This window comes from Pseudoalteromonas sp. SS15, assembly GCF_049257195.1.
GTDB lineage: Bacteria > Pseudomonadota > Gammaproteobacteria > Enterobacterales > Alteromonadaceae > Pseudoalteromonas.
This window is the reverse complement of the sequence record NZ_JBMMUD010000009.1, coordinates 31,726-43,912: the sequence shown is the minus strand read 5'-3', so window position 1 is coordinate 43,912 and position 12,187 is coordinate 31,726. Positions and strand designations below refer to the sequence as shown.

The 12,187-nt window shown below is 44.1% G+C and carries 10 protein-coding genes; 5 read left to right on the top strand and 5 right to left on the bottom strand.

The window, feature by feature from the left end; all coding sequences use genetic code 11:
* Positions 1 to 32 precede the first annotated feature (32 nt).
* Entirely contained in the window at positions 33 to 320 is a 288-nt protein-coding gene (locus AAEU28_RS17035) for a co-chaperone GroES (RefSeq protein ID WP_058028548.1), read from the bottom strand.
* A gap of 149 nt (positions 321 to 469) precedes the next feature.
* Positions 470 to 1,012, bottom strand: coding sequence for an FxsA family protein (locus AAEU28_RS17030; RefSeq protein ID WP_421965194.1), 543 nt, complete (start codon positions 1,010 to 1,012; stop codon positions 470 to 472).
* A gap of 233 nt (positions 1,013 to 1,245) precedes the next feature.
* Here AAEU28_RS17030 and cutA point away from each other — a divergent pair, with 233 nt between their 5' ends.
* The 5 genes from cutA (at position 1,246) to accC (ending at position 5,874) form a co-directional block, all read left to right on the top strand.
* Positions 1,246 to 1,566 (top strand): divalent-cation tolerance protein CutA, encoded by a 321-nt coding sequence (cutA, locus tag AAEU28_RS17025; protein WP_421965193.1) that lies wholly within the window; start codon positions 1,246 to 1,248, stop codon positions 1,564 to 1,566.
* Complete coding sequence (locus AAEU28_RS17020) at positions 1,566 to 3,332, top strand: protein-disulfide reductase DsbD (RefSeq protein ID WP_421965192.1); 1,767 nt, start codon at positions 1,566 to 1,568, stop codon at positions 3,330 to 3,332. The genes cutA and AAEU28_RS17020 overlap by 1 nt, the downstream gene beginning before the upstream one ends.
* A gap of 231 nt (positions 3,333 to 3,563) precedes the next feature.
* Positions 3,564 to 4,025 (top strand): type II 3-dehydroquinate dehydratase, encoded by a 462-nt coding sequence (aroQ, locus tag AAEU28_RS17015; protein ID WP_421965191.1) that lies wholly within the window; start codon positions 3,564 to 3,566, stop codon positions 4,023 to 4,025.
* Positions 4,026 to 4,042: 17 nt separating this feature from the next.
* Entirely contained in the window at positions 4,043 to 4,507 is a 465-nt protein-coding gene (gene accB / locus AAEU28_RS17010) for an acetyl-CoA carboxylase biotin carboxyl carrier protein (protein ID WP_421965190.1), read from the top strand.
* A gap of 23 nt (positions 4,508 to 4,530) precedes the next feature.
* Positions 4,531 to 5,874, top strand: coding sequence for an acetyl-CoA carboxylase biotin carboxylase subunit (gene accC, locus AAEU28_RS17005; protein WP_138481634.1), 1,344 nt, complete (start codon positions 4,531 to 4,533; stop codon positions 5,872 to 5,874).
* A 76-nt stretch (positions 5,875 to 5,950) separates the two neighbouring features.
* Here the strand turns inward: accC and tldD are convergent, their stop codons facing one another.
* From tldD to AAEU28_RS16990, 3 genes are read right to left on the bottom strand one after another with little or no spacing between them, the layout of a single operon-like run.
* Positions 5,951 to 7,390, bottom strand: a complete 1,440-nt coding sequence (gene tldD, locus AAEU28_RS17000; protein ID WP_421965189.1) for a metalloprotease TldD — start codon at positions 7,388 to 7,390, stop codon at positions 5,951 to 5,953.
* Positions 7,383 to 8,207, bottom strand: coding sequence for a carbon-nitrogen hydrolase family protein (locus AAEU28_RS16995; RefSeq protein WP_421965188.1), 825 nt, complete (start codon positions 8,205 to 8,207; stop codon positions 7,383 to 7,385). The genes tldD and AAEU28_RS16995 overlap by 8 nt, the downstream gene beginning before the upstream one ends.
* The gene (locus tag AAEU28_RS16990; protein WP_421965187.1) at positions 8,207 to 12,175 is read right to left on the bottom strand and encodes a YhdP family protein; all 3,969 of its coding nucleotides are present in this window, start codon (positions 12,173 to 12,175) and stop codon (positions 8,207 to 8,209) included. Before AAEU28_RS16990 ends, AAEU28_RS16995 begins: the two co-directional genes overlap by 1 nt.
* Between the last annotated feature and the right edge of the window lie 12 nt (positions 12,176 to 12,187).

The following is a 12,187-nucleotide window of genomic DNA, read 5'->3' as shown; positions in this document are numbered from 1 at the left end:
TAAATTCTGTATGTAAAAACCGTAAGTTCGACTTATTCAACAATACCTAAGATATTGTCTTCGCGCATGATCAGGTACTCTTGACCTTCGATCTTCTCTGTTTTCTCAATGTATGAGCCAAACAGTACAGTGTCGCCTGCTTTTACTTGAAGTGCTCTCACTTCACCATTGTCCAACACGCGACCGTTACCAACAGCAACGATTTCACCACGTGTTGATTTTTCTGCTGCAGAACCAGTTAGTACGATACCGCCAGCAGACTTTGTTTCTTCTTCTAGACGCTTAACAATAACGCGATCATGTAAAGGACGAATGTTCATGTGTGTAGTTCTCCTAACAATTTGAACAATGACAGAATATTTATTTTCTACCAATTAGCCCAATTGCCTTGGGCTAAAACTTTAAATCTTTGTTGCAACTCTTTATGGGGATGTATTTTTCAAAACCCAAGAGAAAAAATTAAAAATTTTTAATCTTTACGCTTATATTCACCTTCAAAGGTGTTCGAGCCATCAACGTTACGCTCTGGTTGACGAGGTTGCGTGTCTTCAAACGGACGATTTGCTTGCTGCTCAAAAGGATTGTTTTGCTGCGTGCTTTGTTGGCCGCTTTGACTAAAGCCTGCGCCAAAACCACCACCAAAGCCAGTTTGTACTTTGACTGATGCTTGTGCCAATAACGCTTTAGATAATGAGCGACGCACAGCTGGGGTTAATAAAAGAAAACCAAGTACGTCAGTCATGATACCCGGTGTCATTAATAGTACACCTGCGATGATCACACACAGACCGGTAAAAATATGCTCGCCCGGTAACTGGCCCTGTGCCATTTGTTGCTGCACATTGGTATATGCACCTAAACCTTGTTGTTTAACACATTTAGCACCGATGATGGCGGTAATAATGACTAATGCGATGGTCGCAAACCCACCGATCACATCACTCACTTGAATAAGTAGCGCAATCTCAATAATGGGAACCACAATAAAAAGCAAAAATAAAATACGGAACATAGGGTCTCCTAAAGTCAATGAAAGAGAAATATGGCTAGTTCGGTCTATTTTCAAGTAATCTGGCGCAAAATACACCTTTATATGGCAACTATATTGTAAGTTTGCGTAAACGAGCGTTTGGGCTAGCACATTCATTGCGCTAGTATGATACCAATCCTCAAGAATACATCACTTAATTAAGAGGATTGGTATGATGCCTCGTTTTGGTGAACTGGTTTAGAGAAAAGCACCTTATGACAAGCGATTATAAAATTGTACTCACAACATGTGAGAGTAAACATGACGCGCGCAAACTTGCTGCGATACTCGTTGAAAAAAAATTGGCTGCCTGTGTAAACATTTTGCCCGAAGTGGAGTCTGTGTATGTATGGCAAGGAAAAGTTGAACAGCAAACAGAAAGTAAACTTTTCATTAAGACCAACGTACAACGCTTGGAAGAATTAATGGCATGTATTAAATGCCACCACAGCTATGATGTGCCTGAGATCCAAGTTCTTGATGTATCGACTGGCAACCCTGACTATTTTAATTGGATAAATGAGGTACTGAGTTAATGCGCATAGTGGCATTTTTGCTTTGCTTGCTGTTTATGCTTCCCGCACAGGCAGCGAACAACACGGTGTTAAATAGCCTTTTAGCCCCAAAACAACAAACCTTCTTACCGGTAAACGAAGCTTTCCAGTTCGATTTCGATCAGCAAGGCACTATTTTATTCACTGGCTGGGAAATAGCACCTGGTTACTATATCTATAAGCATAAGCTCGAGATCATTGCTAAGAACGCCAAAATCAAAGTGCCAGAACTCGACCCAGGTGTTGAAATAGAAGATGAGTTCTTTGGTAAGACCGAAGTGTATTTTGATGAGCTGGTTGTTGTTTCTAGACTGAGTGAAATTGGTGAAGATGCCGTCGTTAAAATTCGCTATCAAGGCTGTGCCGAAGCTGGACTTTGTTACCCGCCTGAAGTGATCACCATTCCGCTTTCTATGCTGAACAAAGTGTCAGATAAGACAAATAAAGCAGCCGAAACTGCTGCGCCAGCGGGTAATAATAGTAACGACTTCGTCAATAAACTCGCTGAGCAAGACTTTTTAACTAACCTTGCTGTGTTTTTTGGGGTTGGCGTGCTGTTAGCGTTTACACCTTGCGTGTTTCCTATGTTCCCTATCCTATCTAGTTTGATTGCCGGCCAATCAAAGTTATCGACGAAAAAGGCCTTCTCACTGTCATTTGTGTATGTACAAGGCATGGCCGTCACTTACGCTGCGCTTGGTCTGGTTGTGGCTGCGGTTGGTGGGCAAATTCAAGGTTACTTACAAAGCCCTGCGGTACTGATTAGCTTCAGCTTACTGTTTGTATTATTGGCTTTTGCCATGTTCGGTTGGTATGAAATTAAACTGCCAGAGAAGTTTATGACGCGTTTAACTAACGTCAGCAACCAACAAAAAGGCGGTAACTATACGGGCGTCTTCTTTATGGGTGTGCTGTCAGGTTTAATTGCCTCACCGTGTACCACAGCCCCTCTCTCTGCTGCTCTTCTTTATGTTGCGCAAAGTGGCGACTATCTCGTGGGTGGTTTAACTCTCTATGTGCTAAGCCTTGGCATGGGTCTACCACTGTTACTATTGGGTACTTCTGGCGGTAAATTACTGCCTAAAGCAGGCGCTTGGATGGAACAAGTGAAGATGCTGTTTGGCTTCGTGATGCTGGTTGTGCCGCTCGTGTTGTTAGAGCGTATTCTTGAATGGAACACAATCTTGTTACTTGGCAGCGTATGGCTGATTGTTACCGCGCTATTTTTGCACCATTGGCAAAGCCAAGAGCAAGCCAGTAAGCTTAAAACAACACTTTGGGCTGCTGCCGTGTTATTCATGATAGGTGGTGTATTAACGGCAAAGCATGTATTAATGCCACCAGCCAAAGTAACAGCAGTTGCTACCGCATCTGATGGTAAGTTTAAACTACTGCCGGATTTAGCTGCACTGCGTGAAGAAGTCGCCCAAGCTAACCAACAAGGCAAAATTGCCATGGTCGATTTATACGCTGATTGGTGTGTCGCCTGTAAAGAGTTTGAGAAATACACTTTCTCTGACGACAAAGTGAAGCAAGCGTTTAAAGACTTCTCTTTGTTGAAGCTCGACCTGACCGTGACCAATGAGGTGAGTAAAGAGATTTACCAAACCTTTAATGTGGTTGGTTTACCTGCCATCCTATTTTTTGATGCACAAGGCAACGAGCTGAACAATTTACGGATCACCGGCTTTCAAAGCGCCGAAGAGTTTACCGCCCACCTAGAAAAAGTTCGCCAAACCGTACAATAAGCATACAAATCTTAGGCTGTGAGCTGATAAATTCAGCAAGCAGCCTAGGCTATTTACCTACCTCACCACCTTGCTGATTAGACCAGTATTTTGCTGCTATTTAACACGAACTCTCTATAATAGTCTGCGAACGTGAGAAAAAGTTGCTATTTTCAACCGAACGGCTTAGTTTAACAAACTGAATAGAGTGAATTTTTAGTTTGTTATAGCTTTTAAGGAATTTCGCGAATTATGTCTGCAAAATCTAAGATTTTAGTACTCAATGGCCCAAACTTGAATATGTTAGGCCGTAGAGAGCCTGAGAAATATGGCTCACAGACTTTGTCTGACATTGTGAACAACCTTGAAAAGCAGGCTGAGCAACTGAATATCACGCTGACACATGTACAAAGTAATAGTGAAGCAGAGCTAATAAATACAATTCATGATGCATGGCAAGCTATCGATGCCATTATCATTAATCCTGCCGCTTTTACGCATACCAGTATCGCACTGCGCGATGCGCTGTTAAGTGTCAGCATACCGTTTTTTGAAGTGCATATTACTAACGTATATGCACGTGAACCTTTTCGTCATAAGTCTTATTTTTCTGACGTAGCCGAAGGGGTGATATGTGGATTAGGCGCACTAGGTTATGAAGCAGCATTAAATGCCGCACATCATCTACTGCACAACAAAAATAACGCAAATTAACTAACAGGCGGGCCATCATGGACATTCGCAAAATTAAAAAACTTATCGAATTAGTAGAAGAATCAGGTATTGCAGAGCTTGAGATCACTGAAGGTGAAGAGTCGGTACGTATTAACCGTCACAGCAGCGCTCCAGTTATCGCAGCACAACCACAGCATTATGCTGCAGCACCAGCACCTGTAGCAGCGCCTGCGGCGGCACCTGCACCAGCAGCTGAAGCGGCTCCGGCAGCAGCGGCAGAGCCTGCTGGTCATAAAGTACTTTCTCCAATGGTTGGTACTTTCTACGCAGCAGCTTCTCCTGAAGCACCTAAGTACGTTGAAGTTGGTCAGTCTGTAAACGTTGGCGACACACTTTGTATCGTTGAAGCGATGAAGATGATGAACCAAATCGAAGCTGACAAAGCAGGTGTAGTTAAAGCTATCCTAGTTGAAAACGGTGAGCCAATCGAGTTCGACCAACCACTATTCATCATCGAATAATTACGCAATAGAAGGCAAATGCTATGTTAGACAAAGTAGTCATTGCGAACCGAGGTGAAATTGCACTTCGCGTATTGCGTGCCTGTAAAGAGCTAGGTATTAAAACGGTTGCTGTGCATTCAACAGCTGACCGTGACTTAAAGCACGTGCTACTTGCAGACGAAACGATTTGTATCGGTAAACCAGCTGCGTCTGAAAGTTACCTTGATATTCCTCGTATTATTGCTGCGGCTGAAGTAACTGACGCAGTTGCAATTCACCCGGGCTACGGTTTCTTATCTGAAAATGCTGATTTTGCAGACCAAGTTGAGCAAAGTGGTTTCGTATTTATCGGTCCTAAAGGCGACACAATTCGCCTAATGGGTGACAAGGTTTCAGCCATCGAAGCAATGCGTAAAGCAGGTGTACCTTGTGTACCAGGTTCTGACGGTCCACTGACTGAAGACAACGAGCGTAACGTTCAAATCGCTAAGCGTATTGGTTACCCGGTAATCATCAAAGCAGCTGGCGGCGGCGGTGGTCGTGGTATGCGTGTTGTTCGCTCTGAACAAGAGTTAATTGATTCAATCGCATTAACTCAACAAGAAGCAAAACAGTTCTTTGGTAATGGCATGGTTTACATGGAGAAATTCCTTGAAAACCCTCGCCACATCGAAGTTCAAGTGTTAGCTGATGGTCAAGGTAATGCAATTCACTTAGGTGAGCGTGACTGTTCAATGCAGCGTCGTCACCAGAAAGTCGTTGAAGAAGCACCAGCGCCAGGTATCACAGCTGAAATGCGTAAGTTCATCGGTGATCGTTGTACTCGTGCATGTATCGAAATTGGTTATCGCGGTGCAGGTACGTTCGAATTCCTATACGAAAATGGCGAATTCTACTTCATCGAAATGAATACTCGTATTCAAGTAGAGCACCCTGTAACTGAAATGGTTACTGGTGTTGACCTAATCAAAGAGCAGTTGAAAATCGCTGCGGGTCAACCTCTATCAATCACACAAGATGACGTTGTGATCAAAGGTCACGCCATTGAGTGTCGTATTAACGCAGAAGACCCTGTGAGCTTTATTCCTTCACCAGGTAAAATCACTCGCTTCCACCCTGCTGGCGGCTTAGGTATTCGTTGGGACAGTCACATTTATGCTGACTACAGCGTACCACCACATTACGACTCAATGATCGGTAAGCTTATCACTTATGGTGAGAACCGTGACGTTGCAATCGCGCGTGCGCGTAATGCTTTAAATGAATTAGTGATCGATGGTATTAAAACCAACACACCATTACATAAAGACATCCTTGCGGATGAGCACTTCCAAAATGGCGGCACAAACATTCATTACCTAGAGAAAAAGCTAGGTCTTCAATAAGACACCGCTTTTACAAAAAAACCGATATCAATGATATCGGTTTTTTTATGTCTTTAATTCGAAACTAAACTATTCCTTAAGCTGTACCACCGACTGTGATTTCGTCGATCTTCAAACTTGGTTGACCCACGCCAACAGGAACACTTTGACCATCTTTGCCACATACGCCGACACCGCGATCTAGCTCTAAGTCGTTACCGACCATAGAGATCTTATGCATTACATCTGGTCCATTGCCGATTAAGGTTGCACCTTTAATTGGTTGCGTGATTTTACCATCTTCGATTAAGTAGGCTTCAGAGGCTGAGAATACAAACTTACCCGACGTGATATCAACTTGACCACCACCAAAGTTTGACGCAAATACGCCTTTTTTCACGGTACTGATGATCTCTTCTTGGCTGTATTCACCCGGTAGCATATAGGTATTGGTCATGCGCGGCATAGGTAGGTGCGCGTAAGACTCGCGACGACCATTACCAGTTGGAGCCACGCCCATCAGTCGCGCATTCATCTTATCTTGCATGTAGCCTTTCAGAATACCATTCTCAATAAGCACGTTGTAACCCGCTGGCGTGCCTTCATCATCTATGTTTAAGGAGCCTCGACGGTCAGCCATAGTGCCATCATCGACTACGGTACATAAGCTAGAAGCCACTTGCTCGCCCACTTTTCCGCTGAATGCCGATGCGCCTTTACGGTTAAAGTCGCCTTCTAAACCATGACCTACCGCTTCATGCAACAGTACGCCCGGCCAACCAGCGCCTAATACAACCGGCATAGCACCTGCTGGTGCGTCAATCGCCTCCAGGTTTACCTTTGCCATACGAACCGCTTCTTTGGCATATTCCATCCAGCGCGGTTTGCCATCGACTAACTCTTTAAAGTAGCCATAATCTAGACGTGCACCGCCACCTGCACCGCCACGTTCACGGCGGCCATTCTTCTCAAGTAATACTGAGCAGTTAAGGCGGATCAGCGGACGAATATCGGTTGCAAAAGTACCGTCACTGGCCGCCACTAACACTTCTTCGTACACGGCTGACATCGAGCTAACAACTTGTTGCGCATCGGGTGCGAGTTCACGAATATAGTTTTCGATTTCTTTTAACAGCGACACCTTGTCGTTATCACTCATGCTGGTGATTGGTTGCAGTGGCGCAAACTGCTGCTTAGCAGTAACGTCACTAAATACTTGTACTGTTTTGCTTTCACCCGCTTGCGCGATACTACGCGCCGCCATTGCCGCTTTATTTAATGCTTCGATGTTGATGGCATCTGAGTATGAAAAACCCGTTTTTTCTCCTGATACCGCACGCACACCGACACCACGCTCGATGTTATAACTGCCTTCTTTTACGAGGCCGTCTTCTAGCACCCAAGTCTCGTTATAACTTGATTGAAAGTATAAATCTGCGTAATCAACCTGATGTTGGTGAATATAGCTTAGAGTTTGCTCAAGTTGCTCTCTGGTAAGCTGACTATCCGTTAATAAGTTCTGCTCAACATTATTCATAAAACGTGCTCTTAAATCGGTTATGTTGGTGCACAGGTAAACTGGCACGAACTTGTTGGAGTTCTGATAAATCTAGCTGACACTCTATGTTTGTCAGCTCAACTTTGGCGTTCGCTAATACCTCACCCCAAGGTGAGATAGCAACACTGTGGCCGTAAGTCGCTCTGCCGTTGTCATGCAGCCCTACTTGTGCTGCCGCCAATACATAGCATTGTGTTTCTATGGCTCGGGCTTGCAGTAAAGGCAACCAATGTGCTTCGCCAGTGACTGTGGTAAATGCGCTAGGGACTAAAATGATATCTGCACCCAGCGCCATCATCTGCTGATAAAGGCCTGCAAAACGCACATCATAACATACACTTAAACCAATTCTGCCAAAGGGCGAATCGACAACTACCACATCACTGCCCGCCTGGGTAAACTTGGACTCTCGATAGCCACCACTACCATCTTGTACTTGCGCATCAAATAAATGGATCTTGTTATATTGCGCAACAACCTCACCCTGCTCATTAAAGAGTAGGCTGGCAGCATAGTATTTACCAGTATTTTCAGAGGGTAATGCAATGGTGCCTGCCGCGAGCCAAATATTAAATTGACGACAAAGCTGCGCTAACTTCTCAACCCAAAGATGGTTCTTTTTACTCTGTTCGAGCGTTGTTGTACCGTCTTTATTAAAACATAACCAAGTTTCGGGCAAACAGACTAAAGTCGGTTGTTTTAAATTTGCTTGGGTAAGTTGCTGTTGCAGATAGTTGAAGTTTTGCTCTGCGCTCATGGTTGAGCACATCTGCACAATAAAGGCCTGAGGATGCATTAATTTCCTCCTTCGTTCGCTTTATCTTTGTTTTTGCTTTGTTCGTTTTGTTGTGTTTTTACTGGGATTTGACCTGCTTCTAACTTCTCAGCCTTAACCGAAGTGGCACTCGAAGAAGGCTCACTTACGGCCTCACCTTCAACAACTGGCTGAGAGGCTGGTTGCTCACTCGGTGCTGGGGGTTCACTTTGTGCAGGTTTAGGGATCTCGATTTCGCGACTCTTTCTGTCGATCTCCGTCACCACAGGCTCTTGCATGGTGCCTGTGACTTTAAACTTAATTTCAGAAATAACCCTTGCCGAGTGCAATACTTGGTCGAGTGCCAAAGCGGCAATACCCGTTACTGGGTTCACCATCCACCCCACAATCACAGGCAAACTCGACGTCACCTGAGGCGCAACCGCCAAATCATAGTTAATTTCTTGGGTATCTAAATTAGCAAAGCCTTGAATGGTCAAATCAGCGGGAACCCCATCCATTTTCGTGTCCTTGGTATACGCGATCCCTTCTGCGATTTGTATGCTGCCTTCCATACTGTTGTAAAAGAAGCCTTTTGAGAAGACATCACGAAAATCGAGTTTTAGTTTACGTACTAGCGAGTCTAAACTCAGTAATGAGAACACCCGTGCGCCTTTGTCACTGATCTCAGATAAATGACCTTCGCCCAACTCCCATTGAATGTCTCCCGCTAGGCTAGGCACATGGACTTTATAAGGCGCGCCTTGCCAGCTCAGTTGATAGTGCATATTGGCTTTTGAATCTTTAATTGACGAGGTTAAGTCGAACTCTGAAAGCAATTCACCAATATCACGACTATTCATGATACCGCTGATCTCAGTCATGCCGTCTTGCCAACTACCTTGACCTCTAAATACATGATCTTGCTTATCAACCACTAACTCTGAAATATTAAACTTTTCCCCATCACCAAACATAGACAATGACACTTTATCTAGTTGGTAGGTTTTCACTTTGCAATCAGCACACAACATCTCAATGGCAGGCATACGGGTAAGCCATTGTAACGACTCAGCACTGTCTGGTTTTGAGGGGGCATCATCCGGTTCCGCTTCAGGCACGTTTAAACGTAAATAATCACTGTCTATCTGGATAGGTCGACTTGAACCACCTTCTGGTACCGCGACCGTCGCACGTAACTCTTTAGCATTGAGACGGATTTGTGTACCTGTTGCAACTGGCTCTAAACGCATTTCAAAATCGTTAAACGGTAAGCCTGAAATGGTTAACGCATCAATTTGCGCAGTAATTTCGTGAAGCTTTGGCAACATACTAGGATTGTCTGAAGGCTGGGCGCTGATCTGGATTAATCGATCAATAAAATCTATCCATGGCACCAATGCTATTTCAGGTAGCTCGATAGACACCTGAAAATCTTGCTGCGCTAAACCTCGGTCTTGTCGTGCTGCAATGATATGGGTATTGCTAAAGCGACCTGTTTCATTCTCTAGAATGGCATTAAAGAATAGCTTTTCTTGAATACTCGCCGTGATAAGGTTTGAAATGTCGTCACCACGTACTTGACCAGATAAAGGCCAACTGGTTTCAGCTTTTTTGCTGTAAGGCAGCGGTAGAGAACTTTCTAAGCCGGTTAGGTCCGATGTAAATTTGGCGTTATATGTGAATCCTTGTGGTGCAAAATCTAATGTAACTTGCGTGTTTAAGTCGGTTGTTCCTGCTAGGTAACCGTCCATGACCCCATGCCCATAAGGTAATAACTTATCTGTACTCGCTTTAAGTAAGGTATCTATTTCAACCTTGTAAACTTGCGCCTGTGATTCACCATGTACTGACAAGGTCAGAGGCATCTCTAGCCAAGACGCGGTCGCCGCTTTTAAATCTATAACCTCATCATCAAATGTTAATGTCCCGCTTACCTGATTTAACTGCATGCCCGGTTGAGCTAAATAGACAGAGTTATCATCCAATAACACTCGACCTGTGGCGTTTACGGCGAGACTTTTAAGGTCAATATCAAGTAACACATCTCCCGTCACCGCACCTTGTGCTTGTACCACATCAAAGACGTTTGTTAAGGGATCTTTTAAAGGCGTTTTTGCAAAAAATGCACCTAAGCTTTGTGCTTGCGTTGTTTGTTTGATATCAACAGTGAGGTTATTTGCCTGTTCTAAATTTGCCAGACTCACTTGCACAGCGCCATCAATAGACTGATTGATCAGCTTGCCCTCATCAACGTAAATATCCATACGCTCGTTGGCAAAGTGCAGTGTCGCAGCCGCTTCTTTGACTGCGGGCCATTCGGGCGCAAAGGCAAACTCTGTCTGAGTAAGTTCTGATAGAACTTCGAATCTACCTGTTTTATCTATATGTGGAAAATCTGCTAACTTGCCAGAAAGCAACACTTGAGAACCCAGATGCTGACCCGCTTTGATGGCACCGTTTAAGTAGTTGATGAGTGATTCAGCCATTAACGTCTGTGGAAAATAGTGCTTTGCGATTTGCCCGTTACCACCTTTTACTTCAATGTATAAATCAAGTTCAGGTTGTTCAAGTAACCGCAACTGCATTTCTGCTGCGAGGGTTAAGTCTTGATTATCTAACCAGATAGAGTCACTGGTAACACGCCAATGACCATTAAACTTATCTATATTAAAACGCCCTGCTAAGTGCTCATAAGCAATCGGTTTGGCAAACATATCCGCAGTATGTAATTGCCCTTGTTGCGAATAAAGCTCTATAACGGCCTGTTCACCTATCGCTTTCACTTCTAACCGCAGTGGCTCAGTGGCTGGGATACCTCGGGCATACTGCCAGTTTAGTTTGTCAGAGTAGAGCCACATTTTTGGTGCGGTATTAGTTTCAAATTCTAACTTGCCTTGTAGTGCCCCCTTTGGAGCTAACTCAGCAATTAAGTCAGTATTTGGTAAGTTGGTTAATTGTATAAACTCTGAAACAAGTGGTAAATCCAGCCCTTTAAACCATACGGATTGGCGCTCTGCCAATTCAGCAACTATCGCAATATCGGAGTAAGCCAGATTATTACGGGTGAAGTTAATCTCTGAACTTTGTAACGACCACCCTGATTTGCTTGGCAACATCAAGCCTTTTGCCTGCATTAAGCTAAGTTGCTGTGCCTGATTATCTTGTTGCCAATGAATATGGCTCGGCTGCATATTCAACTGAATGTTTTTGACCTTACCATGTGCCAATGACATCCACATTTGACCATTGATATCAGTGTGTAGGTCTTGTTTATTTTCGTCTAAATAAGGCGATAGCCAATCTTGCAGATCTACTTGGGACGCTTGAAAGTAAACCTCTCCAGCTAATTCAGCCAATGTCTTACCCGTTAAGAGTAAGTCAGCACTTAATTGCCCTTCGGTGAGTCCTGGGATCCCAACAACACCTGTGCCTCGGTGTGCCAACACATTGTTTTGCCAAATCACATCCTCAAGCAGCAAGGTATGCTCTTTGCCATTGCGCATCGTGAGGTTAAGACTACTATTTTTGATTGCAAAGTGCCCTGATTCCCCCAGAAATAAGCTTTCTATTAAGGCCTGTTGTTCAAACTCGGTATCGCTTTGTTGAGTTGAGATATCTAGTGCATTTAAATCGACATCTGCAGCAAAGCCTTCTAAAACAAAATAGTCAGATCTGAGCTGCAGAAAGCGCAATGACTCAATGACGTTAATTTGTAGGCTGGTGTTATCGATACGCAGTCGGATTGGCGAGTTGTTGTTATCGTCAAAGGTGACGTCTTCAAGCACTAAGGCAGGACCTACACCCTCCCAACTCGCAGTGATTGAGCCGATACGTAAGTCGACATTAAACTGCTCATTAATGAGCACTTCTAGGTCGTGCTTATAGTCATTCGCATAAGGCAGGCTGTAACGAAAAACAGAGACCAAAACGGCAAGCAAAACCAGTGTGACAGCAATCAGTTGCCACACTTTTCGCAAACAAAAAAAACAAACCGCTTTGACTTGCATGGGTGTTTAATC

What these genes read in the sequence shown, in the direction of transcription:
- AAEU28_RS17020 (WP_421965192.1), top strand. Translation starts at nt 1,566, where the DNA reads ATGCGCATAGTGGCATTTTTGCTTTGCTTGCTGTTTATGCTTCCCGCA.
- accC (WP_138481634.1), top strand. Translation starts at nt 4,531, where the DNA reads ATGTTAGACAAAGTAGTCATTGCGAACCGAGGTGAAATTGCACTTCGC.
- AAEU28_RS17035 (WP_058028548.1), bottom strand. Translation starts at nt 320, where the DNA reads ATGAACATTCGTCCTTTACATGATCGCGTTATTGTTAAGCGTCTAGAA.
- accB (WP_421965190.1), top strand. Translation starts at nt 4,043, where the DNA reads ATGGACATTCGCAAAATTAAAAAACTTATCGAATTAGTAGAAGAATCA.
- AAEU28_RS17030 (WP_421965194.1), bottom strand. Translation starts at nt 1,012, where the DNA reads ATGTTCCGTATTTTATTTTTGCTTTTTATTGTGGTTCCCATTATTGAG.
- cutA (WP_421965193.1), top strand. Translation starts at nt 1,246, where the DNA reads ATGACAAGCGATTATAAAATTGTACTCACAACATGTGAGAGTAAACAT.
- tldD (WP_421965189.1), bottom strand. Translation starts at nt 7,390, where the DNA reads ATGAATAATGTTGAGCAGAACTTATTAACGGATAGTCAGCTTACCAGA.
- AAEU28_RS16995 (WP_421965188.1), bottom strand. Translation starts at nt 8,207, where the DNA reads ATGCATCCTCAGGCCTTTATTGTGCAGATGTGCTCAACCATGAGCGCA.
- aroQ (WP_421965191.1), top strand. Translation starts at nt 3,564, where the DNA reads ATGTCTGCAAAATCTAAGATTTTAGTACTCAATGGCCCAAACTTGAAT.
- AAEU28_RS16990 (WP_421965187.1), bottom strand. Translation starts at nt 12,175, where the DNA reads ATGCAAGTCAAAGCGGTTTGTTTTTTTTGTTTGCGAAAAGTGTGGCAA.